Source organism: Ferdinandcohnia salidurans, assembly GCF_042680725.1.
In the GTDB taxonomy this organism is placed as follows: Bacteria; Bacillota; Bacilli; order Bacillales; family Bacillaceae_L; genus Ferdinandcohnia; species Ferdinandcohnia salidurans.
In genome coordinates this window covers 38,650-54,126 of sequence record NZ_JBHUEK010000017.1, presented here as the reverse complement: position 1 = coordinate 54,126, position 15,477 = coordinate 38,650, and the positions used below count along the sequence as shown (strand labels likewise).

The 15,477-nt window shown below is 36.3% G+C and carries 19 protein-coding genes; 15 read left to right on the top strand and 4 right to left on the bottom strand.

Annotated elements, in window-relative coordinates:
- Positions 1 to 13: 13 nt before the first annotated feature.
- The 4 genes from ACFSFW_RS10720 (at position 14) to ACFSFW_RS10705 (ending at position 2,965) form a co-directional block, all read left to right on the top strand.
- The gene (locus ACFSFW_RS10720) at positions 14 to 757 is read left to right on the top strand and encodes an SDR family NAD(P)-dependent oxidoreductase (RefSeq protein WP_388037962.1); all 744 of its coding nucleotides are present in this window, start codon (positions 14 to 16) and stop codon (positions 755 to 757) included.
- A gap of 303 nt (positions 758 to 1,060) precedes the next feature.
- Positions 1,061 to 1,507, top strand: a complete 447-nt coding sequence (locus ACFSFW_RS10715; RefSeq protein ID WP_388037959.1) for a GyrI-like domain-containing protein — start codon at positions 1,061 to 1,063, stop codon at positions 1,505 to 1,507.
- 91 nt (positions 1,508 to 1,598) lie between these two features.
- Positions 1,599 to 2,108, top strand: coding sequence for a GNAT family N-acetyltransferase (locus ACFSFW_RS10710; RefSeq protein ID WP_388037957.1), 510 nt, complete (start codon positions 1,599 to 1,601; stop codon positions 2,106 to 2,108).
- Positions 2,109 to 2,143: 35 nt separating this feature from the next.
- Entirely contained in the window at positions 2,144 to 2,965 is an 822-nt protein-coding gene (locus ACFSFW_RS10705) for a TIM barrel protein (protein WP_388037955.1), read from the top strand.
- A gap of 122 nt (positions 2,966 to 3,087) precedes the next feature.
- Here ACFSFW_RS10705 and ACFSFW_RS10700 read toward each other — a convergent pair whose 3' ends face one another.
- From ACFSFW_RS10700 to ACFSFW_RS10690, 3 genes are all read right to left on the bottom strand, one after another.
- Positions 3,088 to 3,636: a DUF3231 family protein gene (locus ACFSFW_RS10700; RefSeq protein ID WP_304217063.1), complete on the bottom strand. Its 549-nt coding sequence runs from the start codon at positions 3,634 to 3,636 to the stop codon at positions 3,088 to 3,090.
- 168 nt (positions 3,637 to 3,804) lie between these two features.
- Complete coding sequence (locus tag ACFSFW_RS10695) at positions 3,805 to 4,365, bottom strand: CBO0543 family protein (protein ID WP_388037952.1); 561 nt, start codon at positions 4,363 to 4,365, stop codon at positions 3,805 to 3,807.
- Positions 4,366 to 4,602: 237 nt separating this feature from the next.
- The gene (locus ACFSFW_RS10690) at positions 4,603 to 4,935 is read right to left on the bottom strand and encodes a DUF3888 domain-containing protein (protein WP_388037949.1); all 333 of its coding nucleotides are present in this window, start codon (positions 4,933 to 4,935) and stop codon (positions 4,603 to 4,605) included.
- A 175-nt stretch (positions 4,936 to 5,110) separates the two neighbouring features.
- Between ACFSFW_RS10690 and ACFSFW_RS10685 the strand changes: the two genes are divergently transcribed.
- Both ACFSFW_RS10685 and ACFSFW_RS10680 read left to right on the top strand, forming a co-directional pair.
- Positions 5,111 to 5,329 (top strand): hypothetical protein, encoded by a 219-nt coding sequence (locus tag ACFSFW_RS10685; RefSeq protein WP_388037946.1) that lies wholly within the window; start codon positions 5,111 to 5,113, stop codon positions 5,327 to 5,329.
- A gap of 83 nt (positions 5,330 to 5,412) precedes the next feature.
- The gene (locus tag ACFSFW_RS10680; RefSeq protein WP_388037943.1) at positions 5,413 to 5,799 is read left to right on the top strand and encodes a hypothetical protein; all 387 of its coding nucleotides are present in this window, start codon (positions 5,413 to 5,415) and stop codon (positions 5,797 to 5,799) included.
- Positions 5,800 to 5,890: 91 nt separating this feature from the next.
- Here ACFSFW_RS10680 and ACFSFW_RS10675 read toward each other — a convergent pair whose 3' ends face one another.
- Complete coding sequence (locus ACFSFW_RS10675; RefSeq protein ID WP_388037940.1) at positions 5,891 to 6,775, bottom strand: AraC family transcriptional regulator; 885 nt, start codon at positions 6,773 to 6,775, stop codon at positions 5,891 to 5,893.
- A gap of 161 nt (positions 6,776 to 6,936) precedes the next feature.
- On the opposite strand from ACFSFW_RS10675, the gene ACFSFW_RS10670 reads away from it, so the two are divergent.
- From ACFSFW_RS10670 to tnpB, 9 genes are all read left to right on the top strand, one after another.
- Positions 6,937 to 8,196, top strand: a complete 1,260-nt coding sequence (locus ACFSFW_RS10670) for a Zn-dependent hydrolase (protein ID WP_388037937.1) — start codon at positions 6,937 to 6,939, stop codon at positions 8,194 to 8,196.
- 2 nt (positions 8,197 to 8,198) lie between these two features.
- A complete protein-coding gene (dpaL, locus tag ACFSFW_RS10665) occupies positions 8,199 to 9,437 on the top strand; it encodes a diaminopropionate ammonia-lyase (protein ID WP_388037934.1) in 1,239 nt (412 codons plus the stop codon).
- 27 nt (positions 9,438 to 9,464) lie between these two features.
- Positions 9,465 to 10,640 carry a M20 aminoacylase family protein gene (locus tag ACFSFW_RS10660; RefSeq protein WP_388037931.1) on the top strand — a complete coding sequence of 392 codons (1,176 nt, stop codon included), beginning with the start codon at positions 9,465 to 9,467 and terminating at the stop codon, positions 10,638 to 10,640.
- A gap of 202 nt (positions 10,641 to 10,842) precedes the next feature.
- Positions 10,843 to 11,190 (top strand): VOC family protein, encoded by a 348-nt coding sequence (locus tag ACFSFW_RS10655; protein WP_388038178.1) that lies wholly within the window; start codon positions 10,843 to 10,845, stop codon positions 11,188 to 11,190.
- Between the two features lie 44 nt (positions 11,191 to 11,234).
- Positions 11,235 to 11,780 (top strand): DUF1697 domain-containing protein, encoded by a 546-nt coding sequence (locus ACFSFW_RS10650; RefSeq protein WP_388037929.1) that lies wholly within the window; start codon positions 11,235 to 11,237, stop codon positions 11,778 to 11,780.
- Positions 11,781 to 11,915: 135 nt separating this feature from the next.
- Positions 11,916 to 12,314: a VOC family protein gene (locus tag ACFSFW_RS10645; RefSeq protein ID WP_388037926.1), complete on the top strand. Its 399-nt coding sequence runs from the start codon at positions 11,916 to 11,918 to the stop codon at positions 12,312 to 12,314.
- Between the two features lie 616 nt (positions 12,315 to 12,930).
- Positions 12,931 to 13,623, top strand: coding sequence for an SGNH/GDSL hydrolase family protein (locus ACFSFW_RS10640; protein WP_388037924.1), 693 nt, complete (start codon positions 12,931 to 12,933; stop codon positions 13,621 to 13,623).
- A gap of 246 nt (positions 13,624 to 13,869) precedes the next feature.
- On the top strand, positions 13,870 to 14,271 hold the full coding sequence (gene tnpA, locus ACFSFW_RS10635; protein ID WP_388037921.1) for an IS200/IS605 family transposase: 402 nt from the start codon (positions 13,870 to 13,872) through the stop codon (positions 14,269 to 14,271).
- A gap of 9 nt (positions 14,272 to 14,280) precedes the next feature.
- Entirely contained in the window at positions 14,281 to 15,453 is a 1,173-nt protein-coding gene (tnpB, locus tag ACFSFW_RS10630) for an IS200/IS605 family element RNA-guided endonuclease TnpB (protein ID WP_388037918.1), read from the top strand.
- The last annotated feature ends 24 nt before the right edge of the window (positions 15,454 to 15,477 follow it).

Below are 15,477 nucleotides of genomic sequence, written 5' to 3'. Positions count from 1 at the left end.
GGAGTGGTACATAATGGGTAAATTAGATGGTAAAGTTGCAATCATTACTGGTGCAGCACAAGGTATGGGTGCTATGCATGCTCGTAAATTCGTGGAAGAAGGTGCGAAAGTAGCAATTACTGACCTTAACTTGGAAGGTGCACAAAAACTTGCAGATGAATTAGGGGAAAACGCAATTGCTCTTAAACTAGATGTGGCAAGTGAAGAGAATTGGATTGAAGTTGTCGCAAAAACAGAAGAATCATTTGGTCCAATCAATGTCTTAGTAAACAACGCAGGTATTGGTATCTTCAAAACATTAGAAGAACTAACTGTAAAAGACTTCGAATTAACATTTAAAGTAGACGAGCTTGGTGTATTTCTTGGAATGCAAAAAGTTTTACCTTCAATGAAAAAAGCGGGTGTAGGTTCCATTGTTAATATTTCATCTGTCGATGGTTTAGTGAGTGCACCAACGGCTATTGCATATAGTGCTTCTAAACATGCGGTAACGGGTATGACAAAAGGTGCAGCTGCTGAGCTTGGCCAATATAACATCCGTGTAAATTCTGTACATCCAGGAATTATCAAAACACCTATGGCGGATCAACCTGATGTAGAAGAATATCTAAAACAACTAGAACAAGATATTCCACTTAGAAGAAGAGCAGAAGTAGTGGAAGTTTCAAATTTAGTGGTGTACCTTGCTTCGGATGATTCAAGCTACTCAACAGGAGCTCAATTTGTAGTAGATGGTGGAATGATTTCTGACTTATAATCGATTAGATTAGAGAAAAATCACAGGTGAGTGAGACCTGTGATTTTTTTTTTTGATTAGGAAAAGGATGTGAGATTGCTTAATAAAACGCCTGGAGCACCACCAACCTCCTAAAAACAGGAAAGTGATGAGCTTCGAAGTCACCTGGTCCACCATCACTTTCATTGGTTTGTACAGTTTCGATGAATAACAGCTGCATAAATCAGAATGAACTCCTTACTTCAATGCAGGAAGTAAGGAGTTTTTATTGAATATGTAAAATTAGAACAATCTGGAATTTTAATTGGGTTAGGAGAGGTTTAGATGTCGTTTATGATGGTTCAGAAAGAATTTAAGCTTGTTGGAATAAAAGGGAGTGGGGAGTTTGTTAACTTTGGTAATGAAGTACCCTTACTTGCGAAAAAACTATTAAGTCGCTCAAGAGAAATTAAAGATCTAACGGAGACAGAAATCGCATTATTTGAGCCTAAAAAGGATGAAGATCATAAGATAGGCCATTATTATGTAGGGCTAATTGTGAGCGAGAAATCAAATGACGTACCTACAGGAATGGAATATATAGAGACAACTAATCATTACATAACAACACGAGGGAATATCTCAAAATTGGGAGAACTTCATTTGAATTTATTAAATTGGGCATCAGAACAAGGATATAAAAGAGACCTCAATTCTTATATAATCGAGACTTATCACCCTATAGGTGAAGGTGAAGAAGAAGTACAGATTTATTTACCAATTCATGTTTAAAAGTACAATTCAAAAACCTACTAAAAAGACGGGCAAGTTTGTTGGTTTTATAAGGAATAAAAAAGTAATTTAAACGGAGGTAACACTGAGATTGGAAAACGTTGAAGGTTTTACAATAAAAATTGCTACAAATGACGAAAGTAGTGAAATTATTAAAATGTTAAAGCAAATAGCTCAATGGATGAAAGAGAACGGAATAAACCAATGGAGGTATCTATTAGATGGTGGTGATGACGAAGAGATTAAACAAGGTATTCATGATCAAGAAACATATATTGTATTGAAAGATATGGAATTAGTGGCTACCTTCACACTATTATCTAAACAAAGCGAATGGGATAGGCATATCTGGGGATGTGATAAATCTACAGAATCTCTTTATCTACATAGAATTGCAATAATACCTAATTATATGAAGAAAGGTGTAGGTAAAAGTATTTTGACTTGGATACAAGAAAATGTAAATGATAAAAAATATCTCAAGTTAGATTGTGTTGCAGATAATAGTAAACTAAATAACTTTTATAAGAACAATGACTTTGAACTAGTTGGTATAACCGATGGACATAGTAGGTATCAAAAGATTCTAAAACAATATTAAATATGCATTAACTACCGAGGAGGGGGCAGGAAAAAATGAATAACTGTATAGGACTTTCTGGAAGTGTAATTATGACAGAAACTGATAAATTCCCTCTATTATTTACGAATGAGAATGTAAGTCATATTGAGATCGGTGAGTTTCCGAGCGAAGAGTCTTTACAACATTTCTTAGAACTTTTACATAAGAATAATGTAACATTTGGACTTCATTCCCCTTTGTATAGAAATCAGAGTAAATATGATTTGCTGGAAAAAGTTCAGTATGAACCGGAACAGGCTTGGAAACAGTTTGAATCTGAGGTTAAATATATGTCCCAATTAGGGGCTCAATATATTTTAGTTCACTTCCCTTATTTTAAAGAAGAAACAGACAAAGATACGACTGAAATGATCGAAAATGGATTAAAAAGATTACATATTCTTCAGGAAAGATATTCGATACCGATTGTTTGTGAACCGAAACTAGGTTTTAATAAATCAGCGTTTGGAATAAGAGCTCTTGATCATTTTCCGTTTGAGGTTTGGGACAAGTATGGAATCAAACTTTGCATAGATATAGGGGATTACTTATTAGCGACTGGTGATAAGGTGTTAGATTATATACAGAAGTGGAAAAAGCATATAAAGGTCGTTCATTTGCACAATGTAGAGTTTCATCATGAAAAATATATATGGGTACCTGTTCACCCATCTCATGAGCTAGACAATTCACATTTTAAGGTAAGGGATTTAATTTATGAGCTGTCGAAAAGTTCGGGTGTGTATTTTATTTTTGAACATACACCCCATACAAATCCAACAGGAGCATTTGTTAATGAGGGAATTAGCTGGGTAAAGGATATAATTCGAGACTGACCTAATAAGAAAAACTATGCTTTGTCGGAGTAAGCACTAATAGCGCAGGTAAAAACCTATTAAAAAAAACACTAGACTAATTGAAAAAAATAGTAGCCAGTGTTTTTTATAAATAAGATGAATTATCTTTCTGGAGCTCCAGGTGGTGTATATTTTGGTGGGACTTTTAGCCAGCCTCGCTGTTTCATAAGGTTTTTAAATGGTGCAGCGTATCTCATGAGATTTACCTGCATCTCAAAAAATAATAAACCAACATCCGTCCTAACCGTTTTACTCATGGCTTGGGCACAAAATGTAATTGAAGCACCTATTTTCACAGCTATTAAATTTGCTATTTCACTATCAGTTAGTTTTACCCCCTCTGGAACGGAATCGGCTTTTGATACTGGCTTTGGTGAGCTTAAACTTGGTAAAGGAACTCCTTCTTTCATTAGGAAATGTTCAATTTTTTTAGAATCTGCATTGCTTGAATTATAGGCAGATTGCAAGGCATGTTTTAAATCTGTATCGGTTGTTGTATTTAGTCCAACTTGATAAAGGACATGTGCTTCATTGAACGCAGTATATGCTGTCCATAAGTCCATTACTTCACCAACATGTAAAGGAGGCTTGGGTTCCTCATCAATAAAGTTCTTAATTATGGCAATTACTGACTCTAATGGATTAGTCAAATTATTATACCTCCATAATTGGGTATTACTTTTAGTTTATTTATTACCATGTACATATTGCTGCATTCAAGTTTTTCAGTTTTTTATAATATAGTACGCAGTTCAAAGCAAATTAAGAAATAGGAACACTTTCAATGTTGAAAATAGATTTTACCCCGACTAACTTTTTCAAAAGTGATATTTTGTGTTGAATAATTTACTTTTTGCAAACACGTTTGAAAGCAGAAAAAGAACGATATAAATAGGAAATGAAAAATAGGGTTTCCATTTAATCGGTTCGTATATTTGAGATAAAGCTGCCAGAGGCTCACCTATAAATGCTGATAATGTAGCGAATATTACCCCTTTTAATATGGGCGGAAACTTTGACTTTATTTCAATTAATAACATAACTGAAATTGGTAGCAGCGTTAAATCCCAGGGGAAGTATCCTGGGATAAAAGGAAAAACGTCATATGGATACATCCATAATCCTAATTGGACCCCAACTGAATCTAGAATGACAGAGATAAGACTCATAAATAATCCAGCCCTAAATAGGTCGCCAGTGTATTTTTTATTGTGAAATCTCACCCATAGAATCCAAGGTAATAAACCAAGTATTATCCCCAACCACCACAGAGGGGTAAGGAAGATAATATCTTGCCATGTATTTATAAGTGTGTTGTTTGCATCATTGTAATTAGAAAACACTTTTAACATTCTATGAGTAATTTCTTCAGTGGACACCTTAATCACACTACCTTGGATAGTTTAATTATTTTAGTATTATCAAAAATAGACAAAGCATGTATTAAGCAGTTCGATTTGTGGGTCGTCACGATAGTAGATAGTTTAAGACTTTTACCGACTTACTTATTGAGATAACGAGGCGAGCTAGATCAGTAACCACACAATTACTGTATTAAATCTGGGGGCAATTCATATGTTTCTAGGTTACCGAAGGTCCGACACTGATTTGATACGTTATTCTGTCCTTGCCCACTGGGGTATTATGCCGCCTTCTACTGGTTCGACTATTAATGTTATCTCCAAAAGAAAACCGCGAAAGCTATTTACTCTCCTAGTGTGAATCACTTCTATTTTCCAAGGAACAACGTAGGGCTTGAAATTTAATACATGCGGGTAATAATATACACCGACTGTCTCGATGATATGTGGTGTTAAGAAAAGCATTAGCATGTCTTGTAACCTAAGTTCCTCAGAGTCTTGCGTTGGCTTTGTTATTGATTGTACATTTGTATGAGTAGAAAATAGAAGTGAAAATGCAAGGAGAATTATGAAAATAAATTTACTCATATTAAAAGCCCCTTTATTCTAGTGTCAAATTTAATATATTTTGTCCACAATTACGTATCTAATGTAGTATGGTTGCTAAGATCAAGGCTGATTATGAGAAAAGTTTCTGTCACGATAGTTTTTCTTGTTGTTCCACTAACGAAGCTGGTATGTTTAATAATGGGGGGGATAAAAGATGAAAGGGAATAGGGTAAAAAAACAGTTAATAATGGGATTCATTTTGTTTGGGATTTTTATTATATCGGGCAGTATCCAAATTATTTTTTCCCCATCCAACTTTGTTAGAGTTGTATGGTTATTCATCGTTATTTTAAGTTCATTGTCTTTAGGTGCATTTATTAGAGAATTTTATATTCTAAAAAAGAATTCTATAGAAGAAGATTTAAAGCGTTAATAAGGGTGCTATAAAGCCAATAGGTTCATTGAAGAGGTAACTTTTGATGGATCATTACCGTCTACATAAAAAAGGGTGAGGTCATGAGAAAATCAGTTATTCTATTTTTATTTACGTTTGTGTCTTGCATTTTGCTTGTTAGTTGTAGTGCGGATGGTGGTAAAGTGACTGCGAGAGATGTTCTGAAACAGAATCATGATGCGGATGTTTTAAAATATAATGGTTTTATGTACAATAATGTCACTGATCTTGAGTGGTTTAAGAAAGATAAGAGTAAATTTCAAAAAGGAAAAGAAATTGGGGAAATCAAAAAAGTAACAAATTCTTCTCTGTTCTTTACTAATTTCTCAGCAACCAAGTTACCTAAGGGAACAACCCTGTATGATTCGAATGACGGAGATACTGGAATTATAATAATAGAAACGGAGAATGGTGAAATATTATATTATATGAAATTACTCGAGGGCTAACTTCACTAAAATCCTTACTTCAATGCAGGAAGTAAGGATTTTTTTTGCAGGTGTGAAATTATATTAAAAGAGTTTAATAGACATACCCGTCTTACTGCATTTTATTATTTTTATAAGCCAAAGGCGTCATGTTCATCGCTTGTCTGAATTTAGTAATGAAATAACTTGTACTATTAAAACCAACTTGGTAAGCCACTTCGGTAATCGTAGAATCACCTTGATGGAGGAGATATAAGCTCTTATGAATACGATAATCGATCACATAATTTAAGGGGGTACATTTTAAATATCGCTTGAAAAATCGGCAGCATTCAGAACGGCTCAGCTGACCAGCTCTTGCAATATCCTCTAACATCATTTTTTCTGCATAATGCTGATGAATCCAACTTAACATTTGCTTCATTCTTTGACTCTTTACGATTTCTGTCTGAACATATTCTAGACTAAAACCGCTATCAATTAAGTTTTTCCAAATGAATGCTAGTTGCTGGGTAATATCGATTTCATAGTATGGGGTCTTTTGCTCAATACTCTGATAGATTTTTAAAATGGCATCTAAAATGTTCTTCCCCCAGTGCTTATTTGCACTTATATATAAGTAATGTAAATTCGTCGCTTGAATATAAGGTTTTACATATGTCGTATAGAGTTCTTGTGATAAAACAAAGGACGGAGAAACATTTAAGCAAATATAAACACAACCCGACTGATCTTTATCCTCTGCCATGTGCAGGCATCCGCTATTTATAAAAAGTCCATCACCTTCTCGAACAACGATCAACTCGTCATTCACTTGAAAATTTGCCTCTCCTTTTACAATCAACACAAATTGAATTTCATCATGCCAATGTAGTGGAATATAGCCATGTATATTTTGAGTAATGGTCGTTTGATAACATGCAATTGGCATAACGACTGTATGATGTTTGGTTAGTTCTTTTAAACTTTCATCAATCATGAAGTTTTTCACTTGCATACCGAACACCTCAATATAGTTATATTTTTTTATTCAATAATGGTATTTTTCTAATAATTCTTAAATTATTATAACATTATACTTACATCTTTAAATCTGATTAGCCAAAAATCAACTGATTTACTTTTATTCTACTAAACATTTTGAAAGGGGAAATGAACATGATTACGAACATAAATCTGTCAATCAACAAGGAACGCTTGCTTAACCAACTTCAAGAACTTAGCCAAATTGGTCTGGATAATAATAACAGACGAACAAGACTAGCTGCTTCAGATGCAGATAAGGCTGGACGTGATCAATTAGTGAATTGGATGAAGGAAGCAGGATTGGAAATTAAAATTGACAGAATCGGTAATCTCTTTGGAATTTGGTGTGGTTCAGAAAATAGGGATGAAGCACCCATTTTGCTAGGGTCGCACATCGACACCGTTATTAATGCGGGTATGTACGACGGATGTTATGGAGTCCTATCAGGACTTGAAGTCATAAAAACGTTACAGGAGAATGGTTTTGTTCCTGCCCGTCCAATTGCAGTCGCAGCATTTACCAATGAGGAGGGAGTGCGCTATCAGCCTGACATGATGGGATCACTTGTCTATGCTGGCGGTCTTTCAGTTGATGATGCGCTTAAATCGGTAGGTACGGATGGCACCCTTTTGGGAGAGGAACTTGAACGTATTGGATATGCCGGTGCAGAGGAACCTGGCTTTTTGAAGCCGCACACATACATAGAGCTACATGTCGAACAAGGGCCAATTCTGGATAAAATGGGTATTCCAATTGGTGCGGTTGAGAATCTTCAAGGCATATCTTGGCAGCGAATTACGATTGAAGGTGTGGCAAATCACGCGGGTACTACACCAACAAATATGCGATGTGATGCAGGGCTTGCGGCAGCACGAGTAATAACCTATCTACGTGAGCGTGCGGACGCTTCTAATGGGCAAACGGTTGCCACTGTGGGAACCATTGAATTTAAGCCAAATGCTGTGAATGTCATTCCATCACTTGCCACATTCACTGTTGACTTACGAGATCCGAACGAACATAGACTGATAGAAGAAGAACAAGCACTTGCAAACTATCTTAAAGAACTAGCAGCCTCTGAAGAAGTTTCCATTACATCTGAACAACTAGTACGTTTTCAACCAGTTACATTCGATGAAACAATCGTTAAATTGATAGAGGAGGTTTCTGAGGGACGTGGACTCAAAGCAAAACGAATGACATCTGGCGCGGGGCATGATGCTCAAATGATGGCCAGTGTTTGTCCTTCTGCTATGATTTTCGTACCAAGTGTCGATGGTATTAGTCACAATCCTAAAGAATATACAAAAGATACAGACTTGGCAGCGGGAGCCAATGTATTACTTGATGTAGTAAGTAAACTAGCAGGTAACAAGATAAAAGGAGATTAAAAATGGCCAATTTAACAAATCTAAAAACAGAAATTCAATATTTTATAAATGACAATACAAGAAAGACAGATTCAGAGAAAGCATCTGCAGCATTTATGAATATGGAAGTAGTTGAAAAGGTTAGAAATTTTCATAAAAGCTTTCCAGAATATATAGTAACGCCGCTTCACAGCTTAGCTGAGTTATCTAAACAATTTGGAGTTCGCAATATTTGGGTTAAAGATGAATCTTATCGATTTGGACTGAATGCTTTTAAAGTATTAGGTGGTTCCTATGCGGTTGGTAAATATCTAGCAGAACGATTAAACGTCGATATTTCAGAACTATCTTTTGAAAAATTAAGGAGTAAAGAAGTAAAAGAGGAATTGGGTGGCATTACTTTTGTTACAGCAACGGATGGAAATCATGGAAGAGGAATTGCATGGGCTGCAAACCAGCTTGGCCAAAAATCTGTCGTATATATGCCAAAAGGTTCTTCAGAAATCAGATTAACGAATATTCGTAAAGAAGGTGCAGAGGCTTCAATCACAGATTTAAACTATGATGATACGGTGAGGTTGGCAAGCCAAAAGGCGAAAGAAAATGGTTGGGTTTTGGTACAGGATACGGCCTGGGATGGATATGAAGAGATTCCTGCTTGGATTATGGAGGGGTATCTCACAATCATAGATGAAGCAATGGAGCAGATTGCTGAAGTTGATGATCGGCCCACTCATGTATTTTTACAAGCCGGAGTAGGTTCTTTTGCAGGCAGTATGCTCGGATATCTAGTCGAGAAATTTGGAGAAGAACGTCCAATGACAATTATCGTAGAGCCAGATAAAGCGGATTGTTTATACCAATCTATGAGAGTTGGCGACGGGAAACCACATGCCGTAACGGGTGCATTGGATACGATTATGGCAGGTTTAGCATGTGGTGAACCAAGTAAAACTTCTTGGGGTATTTTAAAAGATTATGCTCAAAGTTTTGTTTCTTGCCCAGACTACGCAGCCGCCCGTGGTATGCGAATTCTTGCCAACCCATTAGGCTGTGACCCTCGTATTGTATCCGGCGAATCTGGTGCAGCAGTGGGTATAGGATTGGTTAGTTTAGTAGCTGAAAATAGCAGGCTTATAGATATGAAACATGCATTGAACCTTAATCAAGATTCGAAAATTTTGATTATCAGCACTGAAGGTGACACGGATCCCGATCATTATCGAAAAGTTGTATGGGATGGGGCCTATCCATCTGTCTAATAGATTTATAAAAGGAGTGCGATTACGATGAAAAACGAAGATTTTGAAAAACAGCTTATTGAGTGGAGGCACTATCTTCATTCGCATCCAGAAAGTGCATTTGAAGAAAGAAATACGTCTGATTTTTTAGCTAAAGTCCTAACGGATATGGGATTAGAGGTTCACAGAAATATTGGTGGTACTGGAATCGTTGCTAATCTGACAGTGGGTGAAGGGAAAGGAATCATTGGGATTCGCTCAGACATAGATGCTATTAATCTAACAGAGGTGGGACAACATCCATACGCCTCTAAAAATCCAGGTAAAATGCATGCGTGTGGTCATGATGGACATATGGCTACACTATTGGGCGCAGCCAAGCTATTAACGGAGCGCCAAAATTTTAATGGGACGGTTCGATTTATTTTTCAACCCGCAGAAGAAACGGGGAAAGGTGCTTTTGCCATGATGAAAGATGGGCTATTCGATCGTTTTCCAGTAGATGAGATTTATGGAATGCACAACATGCCCGGGATGCCAGCGGGAGCCATCTCTACTCGAGCAGGAGGAATTATGGCAAGTGAGGATAACTTTATAATCCGTATTAAAGGTCAAGGCTCACATGCATCAAGTCCCCATGTGGGGAAAGATCCGATCGTGATTGCATCAGAAATTGTTCTTGCTTTGCAAACGATTATATCCCGTAATATGAACCCAAATGTTCCTGCGGTCATTTCATGTACTGAATTTATCACAGATGGGATTCGCAATGCGATACCAACAAATTTAGTGATTAAAGGAGATACGAGAAGTAATACTCCAGAGGTGCAAAAGTTACTAGAGGAACGAATGAGAACAATTAGTGAGGGAATATGCAAAATAAATGGAGCGGAGTGTCAATTTGAATATACGCATGAATTCGCACCAACCGTGAACTGGGAAGAATGTGTTGAGATTGCAGTACAAGCAGCCAAAAATGTCGTTGGCGAAAATAATGTGGATGGAAATTGTCAACCGTGGATGGCTTCTGAAGACTTCGGTGCATTTTTAGAAAAGGTTCCTGGTTGTTTTGTCTTTATAGGGAATGGTGATGATTCTGAAGGTGTGGGAAATATTCCGCTTCATAACTCGAGCTATGACTTTAATGATAAGATCCTAAAAATTGGTGCGGAATATTTTGCAGAATTAATTAAGGTCCGCTTGCCAAGGGAGTCTTCTATTTAATATGCTAGGTATGTTTAGTATTGGATTACATTTACGTTATAGCAACTAGAATTTATTTTAGTAAACCTGTTAACCCTGTTGTTAGCGGGTTTTTTAGGTGCCGACAAAAAGTGGTTCGCTGTTCCAAGAAGGATTAAAGCACCTTTATGTTGAAATGAATTAACAAACGAAACAGTTTAATGAAGGGAGCAAGTTTATTATGATGATAAAAGGTTTCGGAGGAATTTTTTGGAGAACTAAAAATGTAGATGCAATCAAAAAATGGTACAATGAGGTTTTGAATTTAGAATTTGAAGGTTGGAATGGGACAATTATAAAACCCCAATCAGGAAATGAGACGATTTTTTCTTTCTTTACTGAAGATGACCTTTATTTTCCTCCAGAGCAGCAAGTAATGTTAAATTTCCAAGTCGATAGTATAGACGAGTCTATTAAGCATCTTGAACAAATGGGTGTACCCCTCGAAAAGAATAAAGAGACTAATGATTATGGTGCGTTTATTTGGATAAAAGATCCAGAAGGTAGATTGATTGAGCTATGGGAGAAATAATGGGTTTTGAACAAATGAGTATTTAAGTCGAAAGGAAGATTGTTATGGTTTATATCGCACTTCTTCGTGGAATTAATGTGGGGGGAAACAATAAAATTGACATGAAGGTGCTTAAACAAACCTTTGAACGAGTCGGGATGAAGGATGTGGTGACCTACATCAATACAGGTAATATTATTTTTTCATCTAATGACCAATCAAAAACGGAGCTATCACGTATTTTGGAAGAAGCCATCCATGACGATTTCGGATTACGAATTAAAGTAGTCGTTCGAAGTATCGATGATGTCAGAGGAATCATTCACGCAATTCCTGTTACATGGAAAAATGACAAAGACATGAAAAGTGATGTCATGTTTTTATGGGATGAAATTGATGATAAAACTGTACTTGAGAATTTGGTCATCAAACCAACGATTGATACGGTGAAATATGTACCCGGCGCGATTTTATGGTCCATTGAAAAGAAGAATGCAAACAAAAGTGGAATGTCAAAGATCATTGGAACAAAAATCTACAAGCAAGTAACTGTAAGAAATGTCAACACGGTTCGTAAAATATATGAACTCATGGAAGCTCAAAACAGATAGACAGCCGATTAAATCATACAATCAATTTTTATGATTTTGGCAGGGAGAATCGGCAGGTAAGTTAAAGAATGGGTATTATAATATAAGTTGAATTATAATTAGTAAAGAGATACAACAAAAAGGAGTAGATACATAATGGAAAAGGTCACACCATTTTTAATGTTTCAAGATGGCAAAGCAGAGGAAGCAATGAATTTTTACACGTCTTTGATTGAGGATTCCTCAATTACGAATATTGTTCGATATGGTACAAACGAAAGTGGAGATGAAGGAACTGTGATGCAAGCTACCTTCACTTTAAAAGGTCAAGAAGTTATGTGCATCGACAGTAATATCAAACATCAGTTTTCCTTCACACCTTCGTTCTCACTATTTGTTACTTGTAGTACGGAAGAAGAACTTGATAATCTTTATCAGAAGTTGAACGATGGTGGACAAGCACTTATGCCACTAGGAGATTATGGTTTCAGTAAGAAGTTTGGCTGGCTAAATGACCGCTTTGGAGTTTCGTGGCAACTCAATCTACCTAAATAATAAAAGAACCAATATAGTGTTCAAATCAATAAAAAAACCAACAGGTGTGTTGATCCATGCAGGATTAAGGCGCCTTTTTTTAGGCAGTTGTTTTATTTATAAGCATGAAAATCGTATGTTAATTTGGAATATTATGTTAATATGAACTATGAGCTGTGAAGAAAACAAATAATAAAAGGGGACCAATAGATGATTATTTTTGTTATGCTACCCGTAATTATTTCATTGATAGGTTTATATTTCATAACAATAGGATTGTGGGAATTAAGAAAGGGTGTAGATAGAAAGAAATATGTTATATATATGTTTACTGGTTTAGTACTACTTTTGATTATTGCAACATTAATGCCCTCCCTTTGGTGACGTTTTTAAACTAACGAAACAGGTAAATTCTACTTGAGCCTCTTGATAGCAATCATACCCGATTGTCGACTGAGGCAGAGGAAAGGGAAACGCAAGTGTTCGAATCGTGCCCGATTGGCGGTAGGGGCAGCTAAAAGGGAACGCAAGCGTCCGAATCGTGCCCGATTCCCATAAGAGGAAGGTAAAAAGGGAACGCAATAGAATCATAGAATTATACCTGATGTATGTTTAATAGAAAAGGAGGAACTAAACCATGAAAATTGGACTGATAGGTGATAGTTTAACTGAAGGTCGTCCTGGAGTATCTTTTGTGGAGATTTTAAAAGAAAACTATCCAAGTATTTCATTTGATAATCTTGGCAAACCAGGTGAAACAGTTAAAAGTTTGCATGCCCGTTTAACCAAAACAAAATTAGAAACAAACTATGATCTTATTTTCCTTTGGATTGGAGTCAATGATGTTTATTCCAAATTGTTGAAAGTCCAAGCACAGCCTGTTTCAAAAGATATCGAGGAATTTAGGGAGTATTATAACAAAGTATTAGAAATGGCTCTTTCATCTACTAAACAAGTAGTCACAGTTTCGCCAGCTTTAGTGGGTGAAACTACACAAAATGAAAATGAAATAAAAAACATATCTTCCACCATCGAATCCCTCTCAAGAGACCATCCAAATGTAAGTTTCTTAGACTTGCATTCCGTATTCGCGAAACACCTTTCTAACGTCACTAGTTCAGATTACCTCAGTATCAACGTTATGAGAGTGATGGTGGATGTTCTCTTCTATAAAACTCCAACTAGTATTGAACGGTTATCAAAAAAACGAGGACTTCACTTAACATTAGACGGCATTCATTTAAATAGTACGGGTGCAGCACTCGTTGCGGCACAATTTTCAACTATGTTAGATCAACTATTATTTAACGACGATAAGTCTATTAAGTAGTATATCCATTTAACGGAAGGGAAAGGAAAGCCGCTATTGTTACGGGCTGCGTTCAGGGCCAAGTAGCTTTGTTTGTGAGATGGGAAAAGCAGAATGAGATGAATCGGCTTCGGATAGGGCATGGCTTATACCATGTTAACTATCTGACATATGTTTAATATAAAATTATAGCAAAACGCTAATATGGTAGTATATTTGCCCATAAACCCTCATGACATATGTTATCATATTGTTGAGGTGAAACATATGGCTAAAGTTTACCGTGGTAGAGGGTATGTGTACTCCATCCAATACCATATTGTATGGTGCGTCAAGTATCGTTATAAAGTTTTAATGGGGGAAGTAGATGTAAGATTGAAAGAAATGCTACATCAAATTGCAATTGATAACGGATTTTCCATATTGGAAATAGAAACCGATTGTGACCATGTTCATCTGTTAATTGATTGCACACCGCAACATTCTATCCCAACGATGATTAAATCATTAAAAGGCGTATCTGCAAGATTACTATTTAAAGAATTCCCAGGTTTAAAGAAGAAACTATGGGGTGGTCATCTTTGGAATCCATCATACTTCGTCGCTACTGTAAGCGATTATACGGAAGCACAGATTCGGCTATACATTCAAAATCAAAAAGTGAGATGAATAGAAGAAATGATGGTGAAAAAGGCTTTTAAATTCCGTATCTATCCAAATCAATACCAAACTACATTCATTAATAAAACCATTGGATGTAGTCGGTTTGTCTACAATTATTTTGTGGGTAAACAAAAAGATAGAGATGCATATTGGTATATTGTGAATGAAATGGTTCAGAACGGTCAGCTTCCTCAAAATAATTGGAAGGGTGAATTTTTCAATAAAAACAAATCGATCAAAGAGGTTCGAGAATTGAAAAAACATTATCCGTTCTTGAAAGAAGTAGATAGTATTGCCCTTCAAAAATCAGTTGAAATTGTAAACGATGCCTACACTCGATATTACAAAAAGCAAAATGATGAACCTCGTTTCAAATCGAAAAAAAATCCTGTTCAATCTTACACAACGAAATGTGTAAATGGAAATATTGACGTGTTGGATAAACATATCAAACTTCCTAAACTAGGACTTATTCGCTTTGCGAAAAGTCGAGAAGTTCAAGGGCGGATCATGAACGCAACGATTAGACGTAATCCGAGTGGAAAATACTTTGTATCTATTTTAACGGAGATGGAAGTGCAACCGTTAGACAAAACGGGATCAGCAGTTGGAATTGATGTAGGTCTTAAAGATTTTGCCACACTTTCAGATGGTAAAGTATACGAAAATCCAAAGTTTTTCCGCACATTAGAAGAAAAATTGGCGAAAGAACAACGTATTCTATCGAGGCGACATATTGGATCTTCAAATTGGAATAAACAACGGATGAAAGTCGCTAGAATCCATGAGAAAATCACGAATGCAAGAAAGGATATGCTTAATAAAATCTCAACCAATATTGTCAAAAGCCACGACATCATTGGGATTGAGGATTTGTCCGTAAGCAACATGCTCAAAAATGGCAATCTTGCAAAAGCGATAAGTGAAGTATCATGGTCTCAATTCAGAAGAATGCTGGAATACAAAGCAAAGTGGTATGGAAAACAAGTGGTAATAGCAGCGAAAAACTTTGCTTCCAGCCAACTATGTTCAAATTGTGGTCATCAGCATAAAGACGTTAAAAATCTTGAATTACGTGAATGGACATGCCCGTCGTGTAAATGCCATCACCAACGTGACTTTAACGCAAGTATCAATCTTCGCAATGAAGCGTTGCGATTAACCGCAGGAACTGTGGGGATAGCCTAATCAACTAGGAACCAATAGGTTTCC